Here is a 24,985-nt window from a genome sequence, read left to right as displayed (position 1 = left end):
AATCGTCGGTTCTATGTAAATTGGACCGGTTCTGCCAACATGGCGGAACAGAGCGGAAGACTCCCGAGGCGGTTCGACATGAGTGACAGCGCCACCGAGATCACCAACCTCATCTACACCTATGCACAGCTGCTCGACGGCGGCGACCTGGACGGGGTGGCCCGGCTCTTCGAGCACGGCCGCATCTGCGGGATGGAGGACGGCCCGCCGGAGACGGTGTTCGCCGGTGCCGCCCGGGTGCGGGATATGTATGAGATGGCCACGCGGATCTACGACGACGGCACCCCGAAGACCAAACACAACACGACCAACGTGCAGCTCTACATCGACGAGGTGGCCGGGACCGCGCAGAGCACGTCCTATTACTGCGTAACGCAGGCCACCGCCGACCTGCCGCTGCAGCTCATCGTGACCGGGCACTACAAGGACACCTTTCACCGGGTGGACGGCGCCTGGTGCTTCGACAGCCGCACCATGTTCGTCGACCAGGTCGGCGACGTCAGCCAGCATCTGAAGTTCTGAGCGCGTGGCAGCCCCGAGCCCGTTCGACCCGGCCGCCGTCAAGGCCGACGCCCAGCGCAAGGAGGCGCTCACCGATTGGGGCTCCGGCGAATTCGACGCGCCGCTGGATGTCTTGCTGGACGACTATGCGCGCGCCGATCTCAACGCCATCGGCGTGCACATCCTGCGGTCGGGCATCGTGCACAGCCTGCGGATGCGGCTGCGCGCGCAGGAGTGGATCGCCCGCCATCCGGAGATTCTCGACGATCGGGTGGCCGCGCCGATCGTCGTCGTCGGGATGATGCGCAGCGGCACCACGCTGCTGCAGCGGCTGCTGGCCACCGACCCGCGCTTCGTCTGCGCGTACGGCTGGGAGGTCGTGGAGGTCGCGCCGCGGCTCGACCATCGGTTCGGCGGGGTGGATCCCCGGATCGCGATCAGCCAAGCCCGCGAAGCGAAATCCCGCGAACTGGCGCCGGAATTGTTCTCGATCCACCCGATGTACGCCACCGAAGCCGAGGAGGAGATCGTCTTCCTGGCCGACGCGTTCCTGTCGCATGTCCCCGAGTCGGGCGCGCATCTGCCGCGGTACCGGTCCTGGCTCGACGACCAGGACTTCTCCCCCGCCTACCGCTATCTGCACCGCATGCTGCAGTTCCTGCAGTGGCAGAAACGGCAAAGCCTGCTCGAGCCGGGCAGGCAGCCTCGGCGATGGGTGCTCAAATCGCCTGCGCACCTTGGGTATTTGGATCTCCTGCGGGCAGAGTTTCCCGATCTGCACCTCGTGCACATGCATCGTGACCCCCGCACCACGATCGCATCGGGGGCCAGCCTGAACGCGACCCTGCATGCGATGCATGCCGACACCGTCGATGCGCACCGGGTCGGTGCGCAATGGCTGGAGCGGATGGGCTGGACCAACGATCGGGCGATGACGATCCGCGACCGCTGGCCCGATGACGGTGCCCGGGTCACCGACATTGGGTTCGACGAGGCGGTGGCCGACCCGATCGGCCAGGTCGCCCGCGTCTACGACGCCATCGGGATACCGCTGACCGCGCAGGCCGAGGAGGCGATGCGGCGCTGGCTGGCGCACCGTAACCGCGAGGTGGCGCGCCCGCCCTACGGGCTGGCGGATTTCGGCCTGCGCGCCGAGCAGGTCGACGAGCGATTCACGTTGTACAACAAGCGTTTCGGACAGCACATGGGAGGAACAGCGCATGCCTGATAACCCGGTCGCGACGGCGTCCCAGCACGAACAGGAGCTGGCGGCCCTCGACCTGATCGAACACCCCACCGTCAAGGCCGCCTGCCGCACGGTCGCCGAGACGTGGCTCGGTCGCGCCAAGGCGTCCGACGCGATGCGGGAGCGGTTCGACGACGCGTTCGCCGAGGTGATGTTCTCGGCGGCGGTGTGGTCGTCGAATCAGGACAAGCTCCGGCCCAAGGTCAGCTGCATCACCCGGCTGGCCCACCCGGTGGACGGCCGACGGATCCCCGGATCACGTTGGGGCATCGACAATCCCGACAGCGTGTACAGGGTGATCCCGATCTCCGGCGAGGAACGGTACGAGATCCACGGCCGGGTGGGCGAACACCGCATGACCGAGAACTACTTCACGCTGTGGGATGCGAACATGGGCACGGTCAATGTGCTCAACGGCCGCACCATGCGGGTCGATTCCGACGGTAGCTACACCATCACCGTCGACGCCGACCCGGCCAGCGGGCGGGAAAACCACGTGCAAACCTCGCCGGAGGCCCACGAATTCTACATCCGTGACGTGCTACTGGACTGGGGCCGCGACGACCCCAATTACATTGAGGTGCAACGGCTTGGCGGCCCGGCGGCCACCCCGGCGCGCACGCTCGACGAGCAGGCCGAGGCGACCGCGGCGATGATGGACTACTTCGCCAACTTCACCGGCAAGCTCAGTCACGGCGTGTACAAAATGCCCGCCAACCAATTCAACCTAGCCTGGTCGGCCGATAAGGTCGGCGCGATGCGCAACCAGGTCTACGTCATGGGGCGGTTCGACCTCGCCCCCGACGAGGCGTTCGTCGTCGACCTGAATGACGGTGGCGCCGAATACTTCACGGTGCCGCTGAGCAACATCTGGGGCACCACGCTCGATCTGGTCGACCGAACCGGCAGCCTCAACAAGGCGCAATCGGTGGCCAACGAGGACGGCACCTACACCTACGTGATCTCGCCCGTCGATCCCAGGGTGGCGAACTGGATCGACTCCGACGGCTTGCGGGAGGCCATTTTGACCCTGCGCATGGCGGAATTCGGCGAGGGCGGTCCGCGGGAAGACCTTGGGGCGCACGGAAGGGTGGTCAAGCTGGACCAGCTCGACGCGGAGGTGGCGCACCTGCCGCGGGTCAGCTCACAGCAGCGCGCGACCGAGCTGGCCGAGCGGCGCACGGCCTATCTGCGCCGCCTGCCGGAAGGGACGATCTGACGATGTCGCGCTGGCTGATCACGGGATGCTCCACGGGCTTTGGTCGCGAGATCGCGCGCGCCGCACTGGAAGCCGGCCACAGCGTGGTGGTGACCGCCCGGCGGGCCGAGGCGGTCACCGATATCGCCGACGAATTCGGGGATCGGGCCGTGCCTGTCGCCCTCGACGTGACCGACTCCGCCCAGATCGCGGCCGCGGTGGCCGCGGCCGACGATGCATTCGGCGGCATCGACGTCCTGGTGAACAACGCCGGTCATGGTTACCTGTCCTCGGTCGAAGAGGGCGAGGACGCCGAGGTGCGAAAGTTGTTCGACGTCAACTATTTCGGTGCGGTCGATATGATCAAGGCGGTGCTGCCGGCCATGCGCGCACGCGGGTCGGGGCACATCATCAACATTTCGTCGATGACCGGTCTGGTGGCCAACCCGCCCAATGCCTATTACTCGTCGACCAAGTTCGCGCTGGAGGCGGTGACCGAAGCGCTGGCCGCCGAAGTGCGCCCGCTGGGCATCAAGGTGACCGCGGTCGAGCCTGGCGCCTTCCGCACCGACTGGGCGACGCGGTCAATGAAGGAATCGGGCAGCCCGATCGCCGACTACGCCGACGTGGCGGCGCGCAAGGACCTGATCAAGCAATTCGCCGATCACCTGCCCGGCGACCCGCGCAAGGTCGCCGAAGCGGTGCTCATGGTGACCACGCTCGAGGAACCGCCGCTGCGACTGCTGCTGGGTCGGGACGTGCTGAAGGCCATGCGGGACAAGATCGCTGCGATGTCGGCGTCGATCGAAGAGTGGAAGGCCGTCACGAAGGACGTCAATTTCCCGGCGTCGTGACGTCGGTTGCCGCGACACGTAACCGACGCACACAACACGCCGCGGCGCGTGTGCCAGGTTTACGTCCCGAAGGCGGTAAGCCCGGTCAGTCCCGCACGATGAGGACCGTCTTGCCGGCGCGCCTGCCGCTCTCCCGGCTTTCGAACGCTTCCCGACCCTCGTCGAGCGCGAATGTCTGGGCGATCGCGACGTGCAACCGGTCGCTGTCGACCAACGCGGCAAGTTCGTCAAGCTGATCCCGGTTCGGCGTGACGATGAAGAAGGTTGCGCTGACCCCGAACTCGTCGGCCCTGCCCGCGGGAGGCGGTGCCGACAGGGTGACAAGGCGGCCGCCGCGGCGCAGCACGCCATAGGAGCGTTCCAGCGTCTGGCCGCCGACCGTGTCGATGACGACGTCGTAGCCGGCACCTGTTTCGTCGAACGCCTCGGTGCGCACGTCGATCACCCGCTGCGCGCCGCACCCACGAAGAAGGTTGGTGGTGTCGTTGCGCACCGTGGCGGTCACCTGGGCACCCAGCAGCGCGGCCAGCTGAACCGTCAACAGGCCCACTCCCCCGGCACCCCCGTGCACCAGCACGGTCTCACCCGGTTGCACGGCGGCGTGGTCAACCAGGGCCTGCAGGGCGGTCAGGCCGGCCAGCGGCAGCGCGGCGGCGGCGGCGTGCGAAACGGTCGAGGGCTTGGTCGCCAGGTCGGCCGCCGGTACCGCGACGAAATCGGCCGCCGCGCCGTCGCGGTCGAAGCCGATCAACCCGTACACCTCGGCGCCGGGCGCGAAATCCGTGACGTCGCCGGCAACCGCTGTGACCACACCCGATACCTCGTGTGACGGAATCACCGGGACGCGGCTGGCACCGTCGCGGGTCCAGGTCTCCTCCCACGTCAGCTCGTCGAAGGTGATCCCGGCCGCGTGCACGGCCACCAAGACCTCGCCCGCGGCCGGCACCGGCCGCGGGGCCCGTTCGAGCACCAGCTGCTCCGGGCCGCCCCGCCGGTGCGCCCGCAGCGCGGTCATCATCTCGGTCACGGCAGGCGCCAATCGATCGCGTCGGCCCCCATTCCGGCCAGCAGTTCGTTGGCGCGGCTGAACGGACGCGAACCGAAGAATCCGCGCGACGCCGACAGCGGCGAGGGGTGCGGCGACTCGATGGCGACGCAATTCCCTTGGGCGAGAATCGGTTTGAGCGTCGAGGCGTCACGGCCCCACAGGATCGCCACCAGGGGACGCGATCGCTGGGTCAACGCCCGGATGGCGCACTCGGTCACCGCCTCCCAGCCTTTGCCGCGATGCGAGGCGGGATTACTGGGGCGCACCGTGAGCACCCTGTTCAGCAACAGCACGCCGCGCTGCGCCCAGGGCGTCAGGTCGCCGCACGAGGGCTGCGGATGACCCAGGTCCGCGGCGTACTCCTGGAAGATGTTGGCCAGGCTGCGCGGCAGCGGCTGGACCTCGGGCGCCACCGAAAAACTCAGGCCCACAGCGTGTCCGGGCGTCGGGTACGGGTCCTGCCCGACGATCAGCACCCTGACGTCGTCGAAGGGATAGGAGAAGGCGCGCAACACGTTCGGCCCGGCCGGCAAATACCGACGCCCGGCCGCGATCTCGTCGCGCAGGAACTGCCCCATCTCTGCCACCTGGCCGGCCACCGGCTGCAGCGCACTCGCCCAACCCGGCTCGACCAGTTCAACCAACGGACGCGCGGTCATCATCGGCTCTTCGCGATCGCGTAAACGGTCACTGCGTCACCCTAATACGACTGCCAGCCCGCGTAGCCGCTCCACTCCCGATCGTCGACGAGCACCCGGGCCGGCCCGTCGAGAACCCGCCCGATGATGCGCCAACCGGGCGGCGCGGGACCGGCGAAACACGCCACCAGGGCGTGGTCCTCCCCACCCCCCAGCACCCACGGCCAGGGATCGGCGCCGACGGCGGCCGCGGCCCCGGCAAGCGCATCGCGGTCCGCGCCCAGCGCCGCCGCGGACAGATCCATGCCCACCCCGGACGCCTCGGCGACATGGCGCAGGTCGGCGATCAGGCCGTCGGAGACATCGATCATCGCCTGCGCACCCGCGGCTGCGGCGACCGCACCCTGACCATAGGGCGGCTCCGGCACCACATGCCGGCGCCGCAGCTCATCGAAGCCGGGAATCCCGTTGCGCCACAGAGAAAAACCGGCTGCCGAGCGACCCAGCTCCCCGGCGACGGCGATCAGCCCGCCGGGCTTCGCGCCCGATCGCCGCACCGGTGCGCGCCCGTCCAGGTCGCCCAGCACCGTCACCGAGATGACCCACTGCGGGCAGTGGACCAGGTCACCGCCGGCGATGCCGGCGCCGACCCGGTGCGCCTCGTCCCACATCCCGTCGACCAGCGCGTCCACCGCCTGCGCCGGCGTATCCTCGGGCGCACCAAAGGCAACCACGAAAGCCGTGGGCCGCCCGCCCATCGCCTCGACATCCGCGGCGTTCTGGGCGATCGCCTTGCGACCGACGTCGTGCGGCGTCGACCAGTCCAGCCGGAAGTGCCGATCCTGCACGAGCATGTCGGTCGACACCAGGGCGCGGCCGTCGCCGGTCGACACCAGGGCGGCGTCGTCGCCCGGCCCGAGCACGACGGCGGGAGGCTGCTCGCGACCCCGCACCAGGCGATCGATCACGGCGAACTCACCGAGTTGCCCCAGCGACGGCGTCTCACCCGATTCGTCTTGCACGCCACCTCCTTCGGCGCGGCGTGGTCCGGTGCGGACCACGGGACGGCGCGGTACGCCCCCGGCAGGCCACGATAGGTTCACGCCCGCGGAACGGACCGCGCCAGTGTAGAACCCCGCGGCGGAGCGAGCCCTTTTCGGCCCGGGAAAAAATTGGCACCCGGGTAAATGAGAGCGATAGTGGTTAGCGGAGAAAGGAGGTGCGTGGCCGTGGCTACCGAATCGGACGCCGATGGCGGACCGCCGCGGGTACTGATCATCGTCGCGATCGCGCTGGCCGTCGCGACGATCGGCGTGATCCTGGTCATCGCGGCAACCCGCGCCGCGCACCCGCACTCGGTCGCGGTTCCCGAGGTCCCGGCGCCGCAGGCCGACGGCGCCGGATGCCGTGCGCTGATGGGCGCGCTGCCGCAGCGGCTCGGGGACTACCAGCGCGCGCCGATCGAGCAGCCGGCACCGCACGGCGCCGCCGCCTGGCGGACCGGGCCGGACAGTGACCCGGTGGTACTGCGCTGCGGGCTGGACCGCCCGGCCGAGTTCGTCCTCGGCTCGCCGATCCAGGTCGTCGATCGGGTGCAGTGGTTCCAGGTGCGTTCCGAACAGCAATCCGCCGGTGACGCGGGCAGATCCACCTGGTACACGGTGGACCGCCCGGTGTACGTGGCGCTCACCCTGCCGACCGGGTCGGGCCCGACGCCGATTCAGCAGCTGTCCGAAGCGATCGACCACAGCATCCCGCCCGCACCCATCGACCCCGGCCGGCCTCGTTAGCGGTCCGGCGACCCGCCGCGCCCGGCTACGCCGCGCTTGCGATCACCACTAACGTAGGCCCACACCGCGGGCCAACGCGGTCTCGACCATCGTCGCCAGCAAGGTCGCGTAATCCACGCCGGTGGCCGCCCACATCCGCGGGTACATCGAGATCGTGGTGAATCCCGGCATCGTGTTGATCTCGTTGAGCACCGGCCCGGCCTCGGTCAGAAAGAAGTCCACCCGGGCCAGCCCTTGGCAGTCGATGGCCTTGAATGCCCGGACCGCCAATTCGCGTACAGCATTGGCGATTTCGTCGTCCACCTTGGCCGGCACATCCAACTCGGCTGCGTCATCGAGGTATTTGGTGGAAAAGTCGTAGAACGAATCCTCACGCCCGCGCACGCCGGCCACCCGGATCTCGCCCACCGTGCTGGCTTTCACTGTGCCGTCGGGCATTTCGAGCACGCCGCACTCCAGCTCACGGCCGACGATCGCCGCCTCAACAATGACTTTCGGGTCATGCCGGCGCGCGGTGGCGACGGCGGCGTCCAGCTCATCCCAGCTCGATACCCGGCTTACGCCGATCGATGAGCCGCCCCGCGCGGGTTTGACGAACACCGGCAGGGCCAGCCGCTCGCACTCCTCGGGCCGCAGCCTCGAGCGCGACGGGCGCAGCACCGCGTAGTCGCCGACCGGCAGCCCTTCGGCGGCGAACAGTTTCTTGGTGAACTCCTTGTCCATGCCGGCCGCGCTGGCCAGCACGCCCGCCCCCACATAGGGCACACCGGCGAGTTCCAGCAGACCCTGAATCGTGCCGTCCTCCCCGTAGGGCCCGTGCAGCACCGGAAAAACCACGTCGACCGACGCCAGGACCTCACTGGCCCCGGGCGCGAGAGACACCAACTGGCCGCTGCGCCGCGGGTCGGCCGGCAGCGCCAGTTCGGTTCCCGAATCGGCGGTCACTTCGGGCAGCCGCCGGTCGGTGATCGCCAGCGCGGCCGGGTCGCCGTCGGTGAGCACCCACGAACCCTCCGGAGTGATGCCGATCGACACCACGTCGAACCGCTCCGCGTCCAGGTTGCGCAGAATACTGCCCGCCGAGACGCACGAGATGGCGTGCTCGTTGCTGCGCCCGCCGAAAACGACGGCGACGCGCACCCGATCGCCGCCCCGTGAGCTGGGGTGCGGCGCCGACGGTTTGCTGGCATTCACAATCTCAAGAGGCTACCGGGTGGCACCCGGTCCGGTCGGGTGGCGGGCCTTCGCCTGGCCTTTTCACGTATAGGCGCCGGTCACTCGGGCTTGGTGCTGCGGCCCAGGAGCAGGGCTATCGCCTCGTCGACCGACAGCCCCTTGTGACAGACCCGGTGCACGGCGTCGGTGAGGGGCATTTCGACGTCGTAGCTGGCGGCCAGCGCAAGCACCGACTCGCAGGACGTCACGCCCTCGACGACGTGCCCGTCGCCGCCGTCGGGCGTGCGGGCCAGCACCGACTGAATGGTCGCTCCCCGGCCCAGCCGTTCGCCCAGGGACCGGTTGCGCGAATGCGGCGAGCTGCAGGTGGCCACCAAATCTCCCACCCCGGCCAGCCCGGCCAGCGTCGCAGCCTTGGCGCCGAGCGCGATGCCCAGTCGCATGATCTCGGCGAGGCCGCGGGTGATGATCGCCGCCGTGGTGTTCTCGCCCAGCCCGACACCGACCGCCATCCCGCAAGCCAGGGCGATGATGTTCTTGCAGGCCCCGCCGATCTCGGTGCCGACCACGTCGCTGTTGGTGTAGGGCCGGAAGTATCCGCTGTTCAGCATGCGCTGCAGGGCGACGGCCCGGCCCGAGTCGCTGCACGCGACCACGGTGGCGGCGGGCTGGCATTCGGCGATCTCGCTGGCCAGGTTCGGGCCCGAGATCACCGCGACCTGAGACGGGTCGACACCCGTGACCGAGACGATGACCTGACTCATCCGCATCAAGGTGCCCAGCTCGATGCCCTTGGCCAGGCTGACCAGGGTCGCGCGCGCGCGAAGCAGCGGCGCCCAGCGCTCGAGGTTGCCGCGCATCGTCTGCGCCGGCACGCCCAGCAGCACCGTTGACGCGTCGCGCAGGGCATCGGCGGCGTCGGCGGTGGCGCGGATGCCCGGCGGCAGCAGCGTGCCGGGCAGGTAGTCGGGGTTGTATCGGGTGGAGTTGATGCGCTCGGCGAGCTCGGGCCTGCGGGCCCACAGCGTGACGGCCGTGTCCGGCCCGCCCGCGTCGACCAGCACCTTGGCCAGCGCCGTGCCCCACGCGCCGGCACCCATGACCGTGACGGCACCCGATGACGTGCTGGTCATGTACCACCCCCTCCGTGGTCGGTGTCGCTCACGCGGCGCGTGCAGCCGCTACACCCTAGATCAGCGACGGACCGGGCGTCACGCGAGCCAGCGTGTTCGGGGCGCACGGCGCGATCGCCCTGGCTCGCGCGCGATCGGCGCGGCCTCGCTGGCAGGATGACATTGCATGAGCGGCATACGAGCCGACGGTGCGGCCGACGGCGGAGGCGATGTGGCGCTGATCATCGCCGTCAAGAGGTTGGCCGCGGCCAAGACCAGGCTGGCTCCGGTCTTCTCGGCGCGCACCCGGGAAAGCGTGGTACTCGCGATGTTGATGGACACCCTGACCGCCGCCGGACGTGTCCGGTCGCTGGGTTCGATCACCGTGATCACGCCTGACGACGCCGCGGCCGCCGCGGCCGCCGAGCTGGGAGCCGACGTGCTGACCGACCCGACGCCCGAGGGTCACCCCGATCCGCTGAACAACGCCATCGCCACCGCGGAACGCGCGGTGGGTGGTTCCTTCGCCAATGTCGTTGCGCTGCAAGGCGATTTGCCCGCGCTGCAGCCTCAGGAGCTAAACGAGGCGATCACCGCGGCACGCCAGCACCGGCGCAGCTTCGTCGCCGACCGGCTGGCGACGGGCACCGCGGCGCTGTTCGCGTTCGGGAACCCGCTCGAACCGCGGTTCGGATCCGATTCCTCGGCGCGGCACCGCAGTTCGGGCGCGATCGAGCTGACCGGCGCCTGGCCCGGCCTGCGGTGCGATGTCGATACTCCCACCGACCTCGCCGCCGCGCGCCGCCTCGGGGTGGGGCCGGCGACCGCCCGGGCCATCGCGATTCACTGATGTCGATCACCGCGGGCAAGCTGTCCGGTGGGTGAACGTCATCCCAACGGCGAATGGATGTCCCCCGAGCGCTAGCAGCACCCGCGCGTGATGAGCAATGATCGCAGGGTGACCGAAATCGAAGCTGAGGCGCGACCCGACGAGAATTTGTGGCATTCAGGCGACTCGGCCGTGGCAGCACCACCGGCTGCGACCCAGGCCGCGCTGACCGATCTGCCGGAGGACCGTTACCTCAACCGGGAACTGAGCTGGCTGGACTTCAACGCCCGCGTGTTGGCGCTGGCCGACGACAGCTCGTTGCCGCTGCTGGAACGCGCGAAGTTCCTGGCGATCTTCGCTTCCAACCTCGACGAGTTCTATATGGTGCGCGTCGCCGGCCTCAAACGCCGTGACGAGATGGGATTGTCCGTCCGCTCCGCCGACGGTTTGACGCCGCGCAAGCAGCTTGCCCTCATCGGGGAACAGACTCAGCGGATCGCCACCCGGCACGCGCGGGTGTTCCTCGATTCGGTGCGGCCGGCGCTCGCCGAGGAAGGCATCCACATCGTCACGTGGGCCGATCTCGATCCGGCCGAGCGCGACGAATTGTCGAGCTATTTCACCGAACAGGTCTTCCCCGTTCTGACGCCACTGGCCGTCGATCCCGCGCACCCGTTCCCGTTCGTCAGCGGGCTGAGCCTGAACCTGGCGGTCATGGTGCGTCAGACCGAGGACGGTGGCCAGCACTTCGCTCGAGTCAAGGTGCCCAACAACGTCGATCGCTTCGTCGAACTCGCCGCCATCAACAGCGCCGACGGCTCGGGGCGGACCATCGTGCGCTACCTGCCGATGGAAGAACTGATCGCGGCTTTCCTTCCTCTTCTCTTCCCGGGCATGGAAATCGTGGAGCATCACGCATTCCGCATCACCCGCAACGCGGACATGGAAGTCGAAGAAGACCGCGACGAGGATCTGCTGCAGGCGCTGGAACGGGAATTGGCGCGCCGGCGGTTCGGCCCGCCGGTGCGGCTCGAGATCGCCGACGACATGACCGAGGGCATGCTGGAACTGTTGCTGCGCGAACTCGACGTGCATCCCGGTGACGTCATCGAAGTCCCCGGCCTGCTCGACCTTTCGTCGCTGTGGCAGGTCTACGACCTGGATCGGCCGGCGCTCAAGGACGCGGCGTTCGTCCCGGATACCCACCCCGCCTTCGCCGACCGCGAATCTCCCAAGAGCATCTTTGCGACGCTGCGCGAGGGCGACGTCCTGGTGCATCACCCCTACGACTCGTTCTCCACCAGCGTGCAGCGCTTCATTCAGCAGGCCGCGGCGGATCCCAACGTGCTGGCGATCAAACAAACGCTGTACCGCACCTCCGGTGATTCGCCGATCGTTCGGGCTTTGATCGAAGCGGCCGAGGCCGGAAAGCAGGCTGTGGCACTCGTTGAGATCAAGGCGCGCTTCGACGAACAGGCCAACATCCGTTGGGCGCGCGCACTCGAGCAAGCGGGCGTGCATGTGGTCTACGGGCTTGTCGGCCTCAAGACGCACTGCAAGACCTGCTTGGTGGTGCGCCGCGAAGGTTCTGCGATCCGGCGGTACTGCCACATCGGAACCGGCAACTACAACAGCAAGACCGCCCGGCTCTATGAGGACGTCGGCCTGCTGACGGCGAATCCCGATATTGGGGCGGACCTCACCGACTTGTTCAATTCGCTTACCGGCTATTCACGTAAGGTCTCCTACCGCAATCTGCTGGTGGCGCCGCACGGAATTCGCGCCGGCATCATCGAACGCGTCGAGCGCGAGATCGCCGCGCACCATGAACGCGGCAACGGGCGAATCCGCCTCAAGATGAATGCGCTCGTGGATGAGCAGGTGATCGATGCCCTCTACCGGGCGTCACAGGCGGGGGTGCGGGTCGAGGTCGTGGTGCGCGGCATCTGCGCGCTGCGCCCGGGCGCCGAGGGCTACTCCGAAAACATCGTCGTCCGCTCGATTCTCGGCCGCTTCCTGGAGCATTCGCGGATCATCCATTTCCGCAACATCAACGAATTCTGGATCGGCAGCGCCGACATGATGCACCGCAACCTCGATCGGCGGGTGGAGGTGCTGGCTCAGGTCAAGGACCCCAAGCTCACCGCGCAACTGGACGAGTTGTTCAAATCTGCACTGGATCCGTCCACCCGCTGCTGGGAATTGAGACCCGACGGGCAGTGGACCCCGTCACCCCAGGAAGGACATACCGTGCGCGACCACCAAGTATCGTTGATGGAGCGCCATCGCAGTCCCTAGCTCTGTGCGGTGACTTCCGGTTGTCTTTCCAGGCCGCATCCCGATTGAGCGTGCGACCCTGATCGAATTGATCTGCAGGAGTTGAGGTGCCGACCCAGAACTCGTCCACCGCTAGGCGCTCCGGAAGCAAAGTCGTCTATGCCGCCGGCGCGGTGTTGTGGCGACCCGGCCACGGTGACGCAGATAACGGTGACGTCGAGATCGCCGTCATTCACCGCCCCCGCTACGACGACTGGTCACTGCCCAAAGGCAAGGTGGACCCCGGCGAGACCGCGCCGGTGGCCGCCGTGCGCGAGGTGTACGAGGAGACGGGTCAGCGCGCCATCCTCGGCAGGCGCCTGGACTTGGTGAGCTATCCGATCGACCAGGGCGTCAAAAAGGTTTATTACTGGGCGGCGCGCGCCACCGGCGGCGATTTCGTGCCCGGCAGCGAGGTGGACAGGTTGCTGTGGCTGCCGATCGCCGAGGCGATGCAGAAGCTCGACTACACACAAGACCGAAAGGTATTGCGCCACTTCAACAAAAAGCCTGCCGATACCCACAGCCTGCTGGTGGTCCGGCACGGCACCGCCGGCCGCAAATCGCGTTTCTCCGGCGACGACGCCAAGCGGCCGCTGGACAAACGTGGGCGTGCACAGGCCGAGGCCCTGGTTCCCCAACTACTCGCATTCGGTGCGTCACAGGTGTATGCGGCCGACCGCGTCCGCTGCCATCAGACCGTGGAACCCCTTGCCGAGGACTTGGGCGTGGCCGTGCACAACGAGCCCACACTCACCGAAGAGGCCTACGCCAAGAATGCGAAACGCGGACGCCACCGAATGCTGGATATCGCCGAGCAGGACGGCACGCCGGTTGTCTGCACTCAGGGCAAGGTGATTCCGGATTTGATCGCGTGGTGGTGTGAGCGCGATGACGTGCGTCCCGACAAGTCGCGCAACCACAAGGGCAGCACCTGGGTGCTGTCCTTATTCGACGGGCGGTTGGTGGCCGCCGACCACATCGGCGGCGCGCTGGCCGCCAACGTCCGGGCCTAGCCTGATCGGGGCGGCCCGCCTGCGCCGACCCGACCTGTAGCGGCCACCCGCTGCGCCCGGCTACGCCGCGCTTGCGATTGCCACGGCCGCGCTTGCGACCGCCCCTAACGTGATGGGGGCGGCCCGCCGCGCCGACCCGACCTGTAGCGGCCACCCGCTGCGCCCGGCTACGCCGCGCTTGCGATTGCCACGGCCGCGCTTGCGACCGCCCCTTGAGCGCACGAATACCCTTCGGGGGCACCACCGCCGCCCGAAGGGTACTCGTGTCTAGAACTTGACTCCGATTACTTGCGACCGCGACGCGCGGTCGTCTTCTTGGCCGGAGCCTTGCGGGCCGGAGACTTGCTCGCGGCCTTCTTGGCCGGGGCCTTGGTCGCGGCCTTCTTGGCCGGGGCCTTGGTGACGGCCTTCTTGGCCGGAGCCTTGGTCGCCGCCTTGCGAACCGGAGCCTTGGTCGCCGCCTTCTTGGCCGGGGCCTTGGTCGCGGCCTTGCGGGCCGGAGCCTTCTTGGCCGCGGCCTTCTTGGCCGGTGCCTTCTTGGCCGCGGCCTTCTTGGCCGGTGCCTTCTTCGCGGCGGTCTTCTTGGCCGCACCACCACCCGCTACCACACCGCGCTTGACGGCCGGGCCGTCCGACGGGAGGCGCTGTGCGCCAGACACAACCGCTTTGAACTGTGCACCGGGGCGGAACGCCGGGACGGACGTCGGCTTCACCTTCACCGTCTCACCGGTCCGCGGGTTGCGGGCCACCCGCGCTGCGCGGCGCCGCTGCTCGAACACACCGAACCCGGTGATGGTGACGCTGTCGCCCTTGTGTACCGCACGCACAATGGTGTCGACAACATTCTCGACCGCTGCGGTCGCCTGTCGACGGTCCGTGTTCAATTTAGTTGTGAGCACATCAATGAGCTCTGCCTTATTCATCAATCCCTCCGACACTAGTGGTCCTCGATTTGAACCGACTAGTGGACACGGTAAACCCTCACCCAGCAAAGTTCCAAGAGCCACGCGCAATTTCACCGCAAGGCGTGCGGCATTTTCGCAATCTGGTTGCCGCCCTTGACCGGTGGAGGGCCGTAAAAATCGGCTCGGTTTAGTTAGCCGATCAAGCAGAAATTCGGCTTCGGTCGGCCGTTCAAGAGGTGGGCAACGTCCGCGGTTTCCAGTCCGGATACCCCGCCTCGAATGACTCGATCTCGTCGAGTTTCCGCAGCGTAAGGGCTATATCGTCGAGGCCCTCGAGTAGTCGCCACGCGGTGTGGTTGTCAATCTTGAACGGCAGCACCGTCGTTCCCGCGGTGATATTTCGATCTTGAAGATTGACAGTGATTTCCAAACCCGGGCTCTGCTCGATGAGCTTCCAGAGCAGCTCCACACCGTCCTGAGAAACTTCGGCCGCCAGCAGCCCCGCCTTGCCGGCGTTGCCCCGGAAAATGTCACCGAATCGAGACGAGATGACCACCCGGAACCCGTAGTCCATCAGTGCCCACACCGCATGCTCCCGCGACGACCCCGTCCCGAAATCGGGTCCCGCGACTAGCACTGACCCCCGGTCAAAGGGGCTGAGGTTGAGCACGAATGACGGATCCGACCGCCAGCTGGCGAACAAGCCGTCCTCGAAACCGGTTCGGGTGACACGCTTCAAATACACCGCAGGAATGATCTGATCGGTGTCGACGTTGGAGCGCCGCAGCGGCACACCGATACCGGTGTGGGTGTGAAATGCTTCCATGCTCATCCCTTCAACAGTCGAATACGTCAGGTCAAATCGGCGGGAGCAGACAATGTGCCGCGAACCGCTGTCGCCGCGGCGACCGCCGGAGACACCAAATGCGTGCGACCGCCTTTACCCTGGCGCCCTTCGAAGTTGCGGTTGGACGTCGCTGCGCACCGCTCCCCCGGCGCAAGCTGGTCGGGATTCATCCCTAGGCACATTGAACAGCCCGCCTGGCGCCACTCGGCGCCGGCAGCGGTGAAAACCTCACCCAGCCCCTCGGCTTCGGCCTGCGCGCGCACCCGCATCGAACCCGGCACGACGAGCATCCGCACCCCGGGTGCGACCTTGCGGTCACGCAGCACGTCGGCAACGACCCGCAGATCTTCGATACGACCGTTGGTACAAGAGCCCACGAACACAGTGTCAACGGCGACGTCACGCATCGGCGTGCCCGGCCGAAGGTCCATATACGCCAACGCTTTCTCCGCCGCCTGCCGCTGCGCGTCGTCGGTCATCAGTTCGGGATCGGGCACCGCGCCGGCCAACGGCACACCCTGGCCGGGGTTGGTGCCCCACGTCACGAACGGGCTCAGCGACGCGGCGTCGAGGTGGACCTCGGTGTCGAATTCGGCGCCTGGATCGGTGTGCAGCTGCTGCCAATAACGCATCGCCGCATCCCATTGCGCCCCTTGGGGGGCATGCGGGCGCCCACGCAGAAACTCAAACGTAGTTTCGTCCGGAGCCACCATTCCCGCCCGGGCACCGGCTTCGATGCTCATATTGCAGACGGTCATCCGGCCTTCCATCGACAGCGATTGGATGGCGCTGCCGCGATATTCGATGACATGCCCCTGCCCGCCGCCGGTACCGATCTTGGCGATCAGGGCGAGGATGATGTCCTTGGCCGTCACCCCGGCGGGCAGCTCTCCATCGACATTGACCGCCATCGTCTTGAACGGCCGCAGCGGCAAGGTCTGGGTGGCCAGCACGTGCTCGACCTCGGAGGTGCCAATTCCCATGGCCAGCGCGCCGAATGCGCCGTGCGTCGAGGTGTGACTATCCCCACATACCACCGTCATTCCGGGCTGCGTGAGGCCCAACTGGGGCCCGACCACGTGCACGATGCCCTGCTCGACGTCGCCCATCGGATATAGCCGCACACCGAATTCGGCACAATTTCGCCGCAATGTCTCGACTTGGGTCCGCGACACCGGGTCGGCGATCGGCTTGTCGATATCGATGGTCGGGACGTTGTGATCCTCAGTGGCCAGCGTCAAATCGGGGCGGCGCACCGGCCGGCCGGCCAGGCGTAGGCCGTCGAAAGCCTGCGGGCTGGTGACTTCGTGCACCAGGTGCAAATCGATGTAGATCAGGTCGGGCTCGCTGGTACCGCCGGATACCACAACGTGGTCTTCCCAAACTTTTTCGGCCAGAGTGCGCGGTTTGGTGGCGGCCCCCGCCGCCCCTTGGTCGATTCCCATCTCGAACTCGCCTCAATTCACCTCGTCAGCGGCTCGCCGATCATTCGGGCTATGATCTCAGAATGCGAGACGCTAGTATCTCTTTGTGAGACAGCATAGCGGTATCGGCGTCCTGGACAAAGCCGTGGGGATCTTGCACACGATCTCCCAATCACCCTGTGGATTAGCCGAACTGTGTGAGCGGACGTCGCTACCCCGCGCCACGGCATACCGGCTGGCCGCCGCCCTGGAAGTCCATCGACTGCTGGCGCGCGACGACGAAGGCCGCTGGCTGCTCGGTCCGGCCGTCACCGAACTCGCGGCCCATGTCAACGATCCGCTGCTGGCCGCCAGCAGCGCGGTGCTCCCGCTGCTGCGCGAAACCACCGGCGAAAGTGTGCAGCTGTACCGACGCGAGGGCACCGACCGGGTCTGCGTGGCCGCGCTGGAACCTGCTGCGGGCCTTCGCGATACGGTTCCGATCGGTGCGCGCCTGCCGATGACGGCCGGGTCCGGAGCCAAAGTGCTACTGGCCCATAGTGACGCGGCCACCCAGAAAGCGGTGCTCGCGACGGCGAAGTTCACCGAACGAACGCTGGCCGAAGTGCGGAAGCGGGGTTGGGCCCAAAGCGTCGCCGAGCGCGAGCCGGGCGTGGCGAGTGTCTCGGCGCCGGTGCGCGATAGCCGCGGTGCCGTCATCGCCGCAATCTCGGTGTCGGGCCCCGTCGACCGGATCGGCCGGCGGCCGGGGGCACGCTGGGCCGCCGACCTGTTGTCCGCCGCCGACGCACTCACCCGTCGCCTCTGAAAGCCACCAGCGCACACTGCATCGCGCCTGGCCTGACAGACTGACCGGCATGGGAACCAATCAGCGCGCGAGCATCGTCATGTCCGAAGACGAGATCGCCGATTTCGTCGTGAAAAGCCGCACCGGCACGCTGGCCACCATCGGCGTCGACGGCCAGCCGCACCTGACCGCCATGTGGTACGCCGTCGTCGACGGCGAGATCTGGCTGGAGACCAAGGCCAAGTCGCAGAAGGCCGTCAACCTCAAGCGCGATCCGCGGGTGAGCTTTCTGATCGAGGACGGCCACACTTACGACACGCTGCGCGGGGTGTCCTTCGAAGGCGTCGCCGAGATCGTCGACGATCCCGACGTATCACACCGGGTGGGGGTCAGCGTCTGGGAGCGCTACACCGGTCCCTACACCGACGACATGAAGCCGTTCGTTGAGCAGATGATGAACAAGCGGGTCTGCGTTCGCATTGTGGCCCGTCGGGCTCGCTCCTGGGATCACCGCAAACTCGGCCTACCGGCGATGCCGGTGGGTGGATCGACAGCACCGGCGGTCCTGGGGACCGACCAGTAAGTGCGTTATTTGTAGCCCCGATGGGATTCGAACCCACGCTACCGCCGTGAGAGGGCGGCGTCCTAGGCCGCTAGACGACGGGGCCAGAAACGATCCAGAGACGATCCGGAGAGTCAGCATAGCTCAACCCGCTAAGCCCACCTAATCGCTTGAGCGGAGAGAGTTTTGCTGGGGTACCAGGACTCGAACCTAGAATGGCTGAACCAGAATCAGCTGTGTTGCCAATTACACCATACCCCATTGGCTGCCTAAAACCGCTGGTCAGCGTCGATTGCGGGCTTTCCTAAGCTCTTTGGAGTCCGCCGCCGCCAGCCGTTGTCGGCCTTTGTAAACCGCAGTGCAGACTACCAAAGTCTCGGCGCACACTCCGCACGCGTGGTCCCGGGTCGCTCAGGCGGTGTCCCGCCCGGCCGTCTCCCGCGCCGTGCGCAGCCGCTGCAGGCTACGGTCGCGGCCCAGCAGTTCCAGTGACTCGAACAACGGCGGGCTGACCGTCGTCCCGGTGGCCCCCACCCGGATCGGACCGAACGCCTTGCGCGGTTTGAGGCCCAGCTTGTCGATGAGCGCGGCCTTGAGCGCCGCTTCGAGGGCCGGCGCCGTCCAGTCCGCAACGTCGTCCAGCGCGGCCAGCGCCGCGTCCAGAACCGCAGCGCCGTCCGGCCCCAGCTCCTTGGCGGCGGCTCTCGGGTCGATGGCGTACTCGTCGTCGTTGAGGAACTTCAGCAGCTCCCAGGCGTCGCCGAGCACCACGATCCGGGTCTGCACCAAGTCGGCGGCGACGGCGAAGCTGGCGTCGTCGAGTTCGAGGCGATGACCGTGGACGTTGAGATAGTCGCGCAGCCTGGCGGTGAAGTCCTCGACCGCCAGCATCCGGATGTGCTCGGCGTTGAGCGCGTCGGCCTTCTTCTGGTCGAATCGCGCGGGATTGGAGTTGACGTTGACCACATCGAACGCGGCCACCATCTCCTCGAGGCTGAACACGTCGTGGTCGTCGGCGATGGCCCAGCCGAGCAACGCGAGATAGTTGAGCAGGCCTTCAGGTATGAAGCCCCGGTCGCGGTGGGCGAACAGGTTTGACTGCGGGTCGCGCTTGGAGAGCTTTTTGGTTCCCTCCCCCAATACCGTTGGAAGGTGCGCGAACTGCGGAGTGCGTTCGGCGACGCCGATCCGGATCAGCGCCTGATACAGCGCGAGCTGGCGCGGGGTCGACGGCAGCAGGTCCTCACCGCGCAGCACATGGGTGATCTTCATCAGCGCGTCGTCGCACGGGTTGACCAAGGTGTACAACGGATCTCCGTTGGCGCGGGTCAACGCGAAATCAGGCACCGATCCGGCCGCGAAGCTGATGGTGCCGCGAACCAGGTCGTCCCACGCGAGGTCTTCGTCGGGCATCCGCAGCCGCACCACGGGTTTACGGCCCTCGGCCAGAAACGCCGCGCGCTGGGAATCGGTCAGCTGCCGATCGAAATTGTCGTAGCCCAGCTTGGGATTACGGCCCGCCGCGACATGGCGCGCCTCGACCTCCTCCGGCGTCGAGAAGGCGTAATAGGCCTCCCCCGCTTCGAGCAGCTTGGCCACCACGTCGTGATAGATCTCACTGCGCAGTGACTGGCGGTAGGGGCCGTAGGGTCCGCCGACCTCGGGACCCTCGTCCCAGTCCAGACCAAGCCAACGCAGCGCATCCAGCAGCGCGGAATAGCTTTCCTCGCTGTCGCGCTGCGCATCGGTGTCCTCGATGCGAAAGACGAAGGTGCCCCCGGTGTGTCGGGCGTAGGCCCAGTTGAACAACGCCGTGCGGACCATTCCGACGTGCGGGGTGCCGGTGGGCGAGGGACAGAATCGGACCCGGACCAGGTGTGCTTGCGCGGATGCAGTCACGATTTTCCTTTACGGACCACGGGATTGGTGAGGGTGCCGATGCCCTCGATGGTGATGGAGACAGTGTCGCCATCCTCGATGGGGCCGACGCCCGCGGGCGTTCCGGTCAGGATGATATCGCCGGGCAACAACGTCATCACGGCCGAAATCCACTCGACGATGGAACCGATGTCGTGGATCAGCAGCGAGGTACGGCTGTGCTGCTTGACGTCGCCGTTGACCTCGGTGCGCAATTCCAGATCGCCCGGGTCCAGCGGTGTGAGGTCGGTGACGATCCATGGCCCGACCGGACAGAAGGTGTCATGGCCCTTGGCCCTGGTCCACTGGCCATCGGACTTTTGTTGATCGCGCGCCGACACGTCGTTGCCGATGGTGTAGCCAAGGATGTTCTCCGCCGCCTGGGCGGCCGAGACATCCTTGCAGGGCCGGCCGATGACCACCGCCAGCTCGCCCTCGAAGTGCACCGGTGATGCGTTGGCCGGCAACCGAATCGGCACGTTCGGCCCGATGATCGCGGTGTTGGGCTTGAGGAAAATTACCGGGTCAACCGGCGCAGGCCCGGTCATCTCCTTCATCTCGGCGATGTGATCGGCGTAATTCTTTCCGACACACACCACCTTGCTGGCCAGTATCGGGGCGAGCAGCCGGACGTCGGCCAACGGCCACGATCGGCCGGTGAAGTTCGGCGTGCCGAACGGATGTTCGGCGATCTCGCGCGCGATCATCTCGGCTGGGTTGTCGAGTTCGCCTTCGATACTGACGAAGGCGACACCGTCCGGGCTGGCGATTCGACCAAGGCGCATTCGGTTGAGCCTAGTGACGGTCGCGAGCGCGGCGCAGCCGGGCGTGGCGGGCCGTCACGATTCGGACCTGGGCACAAGTCCTACCCCTAAATTTCGCGCCGATATGCAAGCATGGGGAATGCAGACCGACCCCGCCACGACGCCCGAAATCGGCGCGGGCGCGCGCTGGTCGATCATGGTCGTTTCGCTGCTGGCAACGGCAAGTTCGTTCCTCTTCATCAACGGCGTCGCCTTCCTCATCCCGGCGCTGCAAAGCGCTCGGGGAATCCGGCTCGACGAGGCCGGTCTGCTCGCCTCCATGCCCAGCTGGGGCATGGTGGTCACGCTGGTGCTCTGGGGGTTCGTGCTGGACCGCGTCGGCGAGCGGGTGGTGATGACCACCGGCTCGGCGCTTACCGCAGTGGCGGCCTATGCCGCGGCGTCGGCACATTCGATGGTGCTGATCGCCATGTATCTGTTTCTCGGCGGTATGGCCGCCGCCAGTTGCAACACGGCCGGCGGGCGGCTGGTGTCCGCCTGGTTCCCGCCGCACCAGCGCGGGCTGGCCATGGGCATCCGCCAAACCGCGCAGCCCTTGGGAATCGCGTTGGGCGCGTTGATAATTCCCGAACTCGCCGAGCACGGTCCGCAGGCCGGGCTCAGGTTCGCCGCGCTGGCGTGCACGCTCGGGGCGATAGTCAGCGCGGTCGGAATCGTCGACCCGCCGCGCAAACCCCGCGCCAGTGCCAGCGAACAGGAGCTCGCCAGCCCGTATCGAGGGTCGTTGACGCTATGGCGGATTCACGCGGTCGCGGGCCTGATGATGATGCCGCAAACGGTGACCGTCACGTTCATGCTGGTGTGGCTGATCAGGAACCTGCACTGGTCGGTCGCGGCGGCCGGCGGGTTGGTCACTCTTTCGCAGGTGCTCGGCGCGCTCGGCCGGGTGGCCGTGGGCCGCTGGTCGGATCGACTGGGCTCACGCATGCGGCCCGTGCGTTACATCGCCGCCGCCGCCGTGCTGGTTCTCCTGTTACTGGCGTGGGCCGACTACATGAATTCCCGGTGGCAGGCGGGGCTGATGGTCGCCATCGCGGTGATCGCGGTACTGGACAACGGGCTGGAGGCCACCGCCATCACCGAATTCGCCGGGCCGTACTGGAGCGGACGCGCCCTGGGCATTCAGAACACCACCCAGCGGATGATGGCGGCCGCCGGCCCCCCACTGTTCGGTGCCTTGATCTCGGCCGCGAAATATCCACCGGCGTGGATGTTGTGCGCGCTGTTCCCACTGGCGGCGGTGCCGCTGGTTCCGGCGCGGTTGCTCCCGCCAGGCCTGGAAACTAGAGCGCGGCAGCAATCCGTTCGCCGACTTCGGCGGTGGCGCGCCGTTCGTTCCCACGCGTTGCCAGATACTGCTCGACGGCCCGATCCACCCGCGTAGCGGCGGCGTCCTCGCCGAGATGGGCGAGCAGCAGCGCCACCGACATGATGGCAGCGGTCGGATCGGCGATGCCCTGCCCGGCGATGTCCGGCGCGCTGCCGTGGACGGGCTCGAACATCGAGGGATTGGTCCGGGTGCCGTCGATATTTCCACTGGCGGCCAAGCCAATTCCGCCGCACACCGCGGCCGACAGGTCGGTGATGATGTCGCCGAACAAGTTGTCGGTGACGATCACGTCGAAGCGACCGGGGTCGGTGACCATGAAGATGGTCGCGGCGTCGATGTGTTGATACGCGACCTCGACGTCGGGGTAGTCCCGGCCGACCTCGGCCACGATGCGCGACCACAGCCTGCCGGCGAAGGTCAGCACGTTCGTTTTGTGCACCAGTGTCAAGTGCTTTCGGCGTCGCTGAGCCCGCTCGAACGCGTCGACCACCACGCGACGCACACCGAACGCGGTGTTCTGACTCACCTCGGTGGCGACTTCGTTGGGCGTTCCGACGCGGATGGCACCGCCGGTGCCGGTGTAGGGGCCTTCCGTTCCCTCGCGCACCACCACGAAGTCGATCTCGGGGTTGCCGGCCAGCGGGCTGATCACCCCCGGATACAGCCGGCCCGGCCGCAAGTTGATGTGATGATCCAGCTCAAAACGCAAGCGCAGCAACAAGCCTCGCTCCAGCACGCCGCTGGGCACCGACGGGTCACCGATCGCCCCGAGCAGGATGGCGTCATGCGCCCGCAGCTCGTCGATGACCGAGTCCGGCAGCAGCTCACCGGTGGCGTGGTATCGCCGCGCGCCTAGGTCGTAGCTGGTCTTGTCCACCCCGGGCAGCACCACGTCCAGGACTTTGATGGCCTCGGAAACGACTTCGGGCCCGATACCGTCGCCCTCGATCACCGCCAGCTTCATCGGTGTCGCTCCCCATCGCTTCGGTGTGCATCGCCGGTCATCGGGCGCCGCTCCTCCTCATCGCTTCGCTCTGCATCGTCGCCGGCGCGGGTCACGACAGATCAACCACCTCAAGCTTGTTGGCGCCGACGGCCGCGCCGATTTCCGCTCGCACGTCGCCCGGCACGTCCCGGTCCAGGCGCAGCAGAATCGTCGCACCCGGGCCCTCGGCGTCCTCGGAGAGTTGCGCGGCTTCGATGTTCACCCCGGCCGAACCCAGCAGGGTGCCGATCTTGCCCAGCGCGCCGGGCTGGTCGACATAGTTGATCACCAGGTTGGTGCCGCGGGCGCGCAGATCGAAGTTGCGGCCGTTGATCTGGACGATCTTCTCCACCAGCTGCGGCCCGGACAGCGTGCCGGCAATGTTGACGGCGGTGCCGTCGTGGGACACCGCGCGCACGTCGACCACGCTGCGGTGGTTCGGGCTTTCCGACGCGGTGCTGATTTCGGCGGTGATGCCGCGTTCTTCGGCCAGCGCCGGCGCGTTGACGAACGTCACCGGCCCCTCAACGACGGCCGAGAACAACCCGCGCAGGGCCGAAAGTTTAAGCACCTCAACATCTTCGGAGGCAATCTCGCCGCGCACCTGCACCGACAGCGACACCGGCGGCCCGTCGGACAGTGTGGCCGCCAGCACCCCGAGCTTGCGCACCAGGTCCAGCCAGGGGGCCACCTCCTCATTGACCACCCCGCCGCCGACGTTGACCGCGTCGGGAACGAATTCCCCGGCCAGCGCGAGTTTCACGCTTGCCGCGACATCGGTGCCCGCGCGGTCCTGCGCCTCTTCGGTCGACGCCCCCAGATGCGGTGTGACCACCACCTGCGGCAACTCGAACAGCGGGCTGTCGGTGCAGGGCTCTTTCGAGAAGACGTCCAGACCGGCCGCGCGCACGTGCCCGCTGCGCACGGCGTCGGCCAGCGCCGCCTCATCCACCAGACCACCGCGGGCGGCGTTGACGATGATGACGCCCGGCTTGGTCTTCGCCAGCGCGTCCTTGTCGATCAGGCCCGCGGTTTCGGGCGTCTTGGGCAGGTGCACCGAGATGAAGTCGGCGCGGGCCAGCAGGTCCTCCAGCGTCAGCAGTTCGATGCCCAACTGCGCGGCGCGCGCCGGCGACACGTAGGGGTCGTAGGCGACCAGGTGGGTGCCGAAGGCGCTGAGCCGCTGGGCGACCAGCTGACCGATCCGGCCCAGGCCCACCACGCCGACCGTTTTGCCGAAGATCTCGGTGCCCGAGAAGGACGACCGCTTCCAGGCGTGCTCGCGCAGCGAGGCGTCGGCGGCGGGGACTTGGCGGGCCGCGGACAGCAGCAGCGCCAGCGCGTGCTCGGCGGCACTGTGAATGTTCGACGTCGGGGCGTTGACCACCAGCACACCGCGTTCGGTGGCCGCATCGACGTCCACGTTGTCCAGGCCTACCCCGGCGCGGGCGACGATCTTGAGCTTGGGCGCCGCCGCCAGCACCTCGGCGTCGACGGTGGTGGCCGAACGCACCAGCAGCGCATCGGCCTCCGGCACGGCGGCCAGCAGCTTCTCCCGATCGGGGCCGTCTACCCAACGCACCTCGACCTGGTCGCCCAGGGCGGCGACGGTGGATTCGGCGAGCTTGTCGGCAATGAGTACAACAGGCAGATTCACCCGGCCAGCCTATCGGCTGTAAT

General features: G+C 67.5%; 23 protein-coding genes and 2 tRNA genes. 11 read left to right on the top strand and 14 right to left on the bottom strand.

Translation table 11 applies throughout. The features are described 5' to 3' along the window. The first annotated feature begins 78 nt into the window (after positions 1 to 78). Genes G6N50_RS00680 through G6N50_RS00665 form a run of 4 tightly spaced genes read left to right on the top strand, consistent with a single transcriptional unit; the run spans position 79 to position 3,799 of the window. Positions 79 to 522 (top strand): nuclear transport factor 2 family protein, encoded by a 444-nt coding sequence (locus G6N50_RS00680; RefSeq protein ID WP_083097377.1) that lies wholly within the window; start codon positions 79 to 81, stop codon positions 520 to 522. 4 nt (positions 523 to 526) lie between these two features. Beyond that, entirely contained in the window at positions 527 to 1,729 is a 1,203-nt protein-coding gene (locus tag G6N50_RS00675; RefSeq protein WP_083097374.1) for a sulfotransferase family protein, read from the top strand. Beyond that, a complete protein-coding gene (locus G6N50_RS00670; RefSeq protein ID WP_083097373.1) occupies positions 1,722 to 2,966 on the top strand; it encodes a hypothetical protein in 1,245 nt (414 codons plus the stop codon). The genes G6N50_RS00675 and G6N50_RS00670 overlap by 8 nt, the downstream gene beginning before the upstream one ends. A gap of 2 nt (positions 2,967 to 2,968) precedes the next feature. Next, complete coding sequence (locus tag G6N50_RS00665) at positions 2,969 to 3,799, top strand: oxidoreductase (protein ID WP_083097371.1); 831 nt, start codon at positions 2,969 to 2,971, stop codon at positions 3,797 to 3,799. Between the two features lie 85 nt (positions 3,800 to 3,884). Here the strand turns inward: G6N50_RS00665 and G6N50_RS00660 are convergent, their stop codons facing one another. Genes G6N50_RS00660 through G6N50_RS00650 form a run of 3 tightly spaced genes read right to left on the bottom strand, consistent with a single transcriptional unit; the run spans position 3,885 to position 6,507 of the window. Continuing rightward, the gene (locus G6N50_RS00660) at positions 3,885 to 4,814 is read right to left on the bottom strand and encodes an NADP-dependent oxidoreductase (protein ID WP_083097457.1); all 930 of its coding nucleotides are present in this window, start codon (positions 4,812 to 4,814) and stop codon (positions 3,885 to 3,887) included. Between the two features lie 8 nt (positions 4,815 to 4,822). Then, the gene (locus G6N50_RS00655) at positions 4,823 to 5,506 is read right to left on the bottom strand and encodes a uracil-DNA glycosylase (RefSeq protein WP_083097455.1); all 684 of its coding nucleotides are present in this window, start codon (positions 5,504 to 5,506) and stop codon (positions 4,823 to 4,825) included. A gap of 41 nt (positions 5,507 to 5,547) precedes the next feature. After that, positions 5,548 to 6,507 carry a thiamine-phosphate kinase gene (locus G6N50_RS00650; RefSeq protein ID WP_163650792.1) on the bottom strand — a complete coding sequence of 320 codons (960 nt, stop codon included), beginning with the start codon at positions 6,505 to 6,507 and terminating at the stop codon, positions 5,548 to 5,550. A gap of 207 nt (positions 6,508 to 6,714) precedes the next feature. On the opposite strand from G6N50_RS00650, the gene G6N50_RS00645 reads away from it, so the two are divergent. Further along, the gene (locus tag G6N50_RS00645) at positions 6,715 to 7,275 is read left to right on the top strand and encodes a DUF3515 domain-containing protein (protein WP_179970080.1); all 561 of its coding nucleotides are present in this window, start codon (positions 6,715 to 6,717) and stop codon (positions 7,273 to 7,275) included. Positions 7,276 to 7,323: 48 nt separating this feature from the next. Here the strand turns inward: G6N50_RS00645 and G6N50_RS00640 are convergent, their stop codons facing one another. Continuing rightward, positions 7,324 to 8,469, bottom strand: coding sequence for a D-alanine--D-alanine ligase family protein (locus G6N50_RS00640; RefSeq protein WP_083097368.1), 1,146 nt, complete (start codon positions 8,467 to 8,469; stop codon positions 7,324 to 7,326). 80 nt (positions 8,470 to 8,549) lie between these two features. Next, complete coding sequence (locus G6N50_RS00635; protein WP_083097366.1) at positions 8,550 to 9,584, bottom strand: NAD(P)H-dependent glycerol-3-phosphate dehydrogenase; 1,035 nt, start codon at positions 9,582 to 9,584, stop codon at positions 8,550 to 8,552. A gap of 166 nt (positions 9,585 to 9,750) precedes the next feature. Between G6N50_RS00635 and cofC the strand changes: the two genes are divergently transcribed. The 3 genes from cofC to mutT1 all read left to right on the top strand — a co-directional run bounded on the left by cofC (position 9,751) and on the right by mutT1 (position 13,724). Further along, a complete protein-coding gene (gene cofC / locus G6N50_RS00630; RefSeq protein WP_083097365.1) occupies positions 9,751 to 10,413 on the top strand; it encodes a 2-phospho-L-lactate guanylyltransferase in 663 nt (220 codons plus the stop codon). A gap of 87 nt (positions 10,414 to 10,500) precedes the next feature. Then, complete coding sequence (locus G6N50_RS00625) at positions 10,501 to 12,690, top strand: RNA degradosome polyphosphate kinase (protein WP_083097363.1); 2,190 nt, start codon at positions 10,501 to 10,503, stop codon at positions 12,688 to 12,690. A gap of 86 nt (positions 12,691 to 12,776) precedes the next feature. Continuing rightward, a complete protein-coding gene (gene mutT1, locus G6N50_RS00620; protein ID WP_083097361.1) occupies positions 12,777 to 13,724 on the top strand; it encodes an 8-oxo-(d)GTP phosphatase MutT1 in 948 nt (315 codons plus the stop codon). A 284-nt stretch (positions 13,725 to 14,008) separates the two neighbouring features. On the opposite strand, the gene G6N50_RS00615 is transcribed toward mutT1, so the two are convergent. From G6N50_RS00615 to leuC, 3 genes are all read right to left on the bottom strand, one after another. Then, positions 14,009 to 14,647: an HU family DNA-binding protein gene (locus tag G6N50_RS00615; protein WP_083097359.1), complete on the bottom strand. Its 639-nt coding sequence runs from the start codon at positions 14,645 to 14,647 to the stop codon at positions 14,009 to 14,011. A 211-nt stretch (positions 14,648 to 14,858) separates the two neighbouring features. Beyond that, positions 14,859 to 15,455, bottom strand: a complete 597-nt coding sequence (gene leuD, locus G6N50_RS00610; protein ID WP_083097451.1) for a 3-isopropylmalate dehydratase small subunit — start codon at positions 15,453 to 15,455, stop codon at positions 14,859 to 14,861. A gap of 26 nt (positions 15,456 to 15,481) precedes the next feature. Continuing rightward, on the bottom strand, positions 15,482 to 16,921 hold the full coding sequence (gene leuC, locus G6N50_RS00605) for a 3-isopropylmalate dehydratase large subunit (RefSeq protein WP_083097357.1): 1,440 nt from the start codon (positions 16,919 to 16,921) through the stop codon (positions 15,482 to 15,484). A gap of 85 nt (positions 16,922 to 17,006) precedes the next feature. On the opposite strand from leuC, the gene G6N50_RS00600 reads away from it, so the two are divergent. Further along, positions 17,007 to 17,708 (top strand): IclR family transcriptional regulator, encoded by a 702-nt coding sequence (locus G6N50_RS00600; RefSeq protein WP_083097356.1) that lies wholly within the window; start codon positions 17,007 to 17,009, stop codon positions 17,706 to 17,708. Positions 17,709 to 17,757: 49 nt separating this feature from the next. Then, on the top strand, positions 17,758 to 18,270 hold the full coding sequence (locus tag G6N50_RS00595; RefSeq protein ID WP_083097354.1) for a pyridoxamine 5'-phosphate oxidase family protein: 513 nt from the start codon (positions 17,758 to 17,760) through the stop codon (positions 18,268 to 18,270). Between the two features lie 12 nt (positions 18,271 to 18,282). On the opposite strand, the gene G6N50_RS00590 is transcribed toward G6N50_RS00595, so the two are convergent. From G6N50_RS00590 to G6N50_RS00575, 4 genes are all read right to left on the bottom strand, one after another. Next, positions 18,283 to 18,355 (bottom strand) — tRNA-Glu (locus tag G6N50_RS00590). 83 nt (positions 18,356 to 18,438) lie between these two features. Then, positions 18,439 to 18,510 (bottom strand) — tRNA-Gln (locus G6N50_RS00585). 150 nt (positions 18,511 to 18,660) lie between these two features. Next, positions 18,661 to 20,124 (bottom strand): glutamate--tRNA ligase, encoded by a 1,464-nt coding sequence (gene gltX / locus G6N50_RS00580; RefSeq protein WP_083097449.1) that lies wholly within the window; start codon positions 20,122 to 20,124, stop codon positions 18,661 to 18,663. A 20-nt stretch (positions 20,125 to 20,144) separates the two neighbouring features. Beyond that, the gene (locus G6N50_RS00575; protein WP_067835479.1) at positions 20,145 to 20,951 is read right to left on the bottom strand and encodes a fumarylacetoacetate hydrolase family protein; all 807 of its coding nucleotides are present in this window, start codon (positions 20,949 to 20,951) and stop codon (positions 20,145 to 20,147) included. A 118-nt stretch (positions 20,952 to 21,069) separates the two neighbouring features. Here G6N50_RS00575 and G6N50_RS00570 point away from each other — a divergent pair, with 118 nt between their 5' ends. Beyond that, positions 21,070 to 22,374, top strand: coding sequence for an MFS transporter (locus G6N50_RS00570; protein WP_083097352.1), 1,305 nt, complete (start codon positions 21,070 to 21,072; stop codon positions 22,372 to 22,374). Here G6N50_RS00570 and G6N50_RS00565 read toward each other — a convergent pair. Together G6N50_RS00565 and serA are read right to left on the bottom strand one after the other, a co-directional pair. Further along, positions 22,274 to 23,284 carry a 3-isopropylmalate dehydrogenase gene (locus G6N50_RS00565; RefSeq protein ID WP_083097350.1) on the bottom strand — a complete coding sequence of 337 codons (1,011 nt, stop codon included), beginning with the start codon at positions 23,282 to 23,284 and terminating at the stop codon, positions 22,274 to 22,276. The genes G6N50_RS00570 and G6N50_RS00565 overlap by 101 nt on opposite strands. Before the next feature lie 91 nt (positions 23,285 to 23,375). Then, on the bottom strand, positions 23,376 to 24,962 hold the full coding sequence (gene serA, locus G6N50_RS00560) for a phosphoglycerate dehydrogenase (RefSeq protein ID WP_083097348.1): 1,587 nt from the start codon (positions 24,960 to 24,962) through the stop codon (positions 23,376 to 23,378). Between the last annotated feature and the right edge of the window lie 23 nt (positions 24,963 to 24,985).

The sequence above is a fragment of the Mycobacterium mantenii genome, assembly GCF_010731775.1.
GTDB lineage: Bacteria > Actinomycetota > Actinomycetes > Mycobacteriales > Mycobacteriaceae > Mycobacterium > Mycobacterium mantenii.
The sequence above is the reverse complement of the archived record's forward strand: the minus strand, read 5'-3'. Positions and strand labels throughout refer to the sequence as shown.

What these genes read in the sequence shown, in the direction of transcription:
- G6N50_RS00665 (WP_083097371.1), top strand. Translation starts at nt 2,969, where the DNA reads ATGTCGCGCTGGCTGATCACGGGATGCTCCACGGGCTTTGGTCGCGAG.
- G6N50_RS00575 (WP_067835479.1), bottom strand. Translation starts at nt 20,951, where the DNA reads ATGCGCCTTGGTCGAATCGCCAGCCCGGACGGTGTCGCCTTCGTCAGT.
- G6N50_RS00565 (WP_083097350.1), bottom strand. Translation starts at nt 23,284, where the DNA reads ATGAAGCTGGCGGTGATCGAGGGCGACGGTATCGGGCCCGAAGTCGTT.
- G6N50_RS00660 (WP_083097457.1), bottom strand. Translation starts at nt 4,814, where the DNA reads ATGACCGCGCTGCGGGCGCACCGGCGGGGCGGCCCGGAGCAGCTGGTG.
- G6N50_RS00655 (WP_083097455.1), bottom strand. Translation starts at nt 5,506, where the DNA reads ATGACCGCGCGTCCGTTGGTTGAACTGGTCGAGCCGGGTTGGGCGAGT.
- cofC (WP_083097365.1), top strand. Translation starts at nt 9,751, where the DNA reads ATGAGCGGCATACGAGCCGACGGTGCGGCCGACGGCGGAGGCGATGTG.
- leuD (WP_083097451.1), bottom strand. Translation starts at nt 15,455, where the DNA reads ATGGAAGCATTTCACACCCACACCGGTATCGGTGTGCCGCTGCGGCGC.
- leuC (WP_083097357.1), bottom strand. Translation starts at nt 16,921, where the DNA reads ATGGGAATCGACCAAGGGGCGGCGGGGGCCGCCACCAAACCGCGCACT.
- G6N50_RS00570 (WP_083097352.1), top strand. Translation starts at nt 21,070, where the DNA reads ATGCAGACCGACCCCGCCACGACGCCCGAAATCGGCGCGGGCGCGCGC.
- G6N50_RS00635 (WP_083097366.1), bottom strand. Translation starts at nt 9,584, where the DNA reads ATGACCAGCACGTCATCGGGTGCCGTCACGGTCATGGGTGCCGGCGCG.
- G6N50_RS00615 (WP_083097359.1), bottom strand. Translation starts at nt 14,647, where the DNA reads ATGAATAAGGCAGAGCTCATTGATGTGCTCACAACTAAATTGAACACG.
- G6N50_RS00670 (WP_083097373.1), top strand. Translation starts at nt 1,722, where the DNA reads ATGCCTGATAACCCGGTCGCGACGGCGTCCCAGCACGAACAGGAGCTG.
- G6N50_RS00595 (WP_083097354.1), top strand. Translation starts at nt 17,758, where the DNA reads ATGGGAACCAATCAGCGCGCGAGCATCGTCATGTCCGAAGACGAGATC.
- G6N50_RS00680 (WP_083097377.1), top strand. Translation starts at nt 79, where the DNA reads ATGAGTGACAGCGCCACCGAGATCACCAACCTCATCTACACCTATGCA.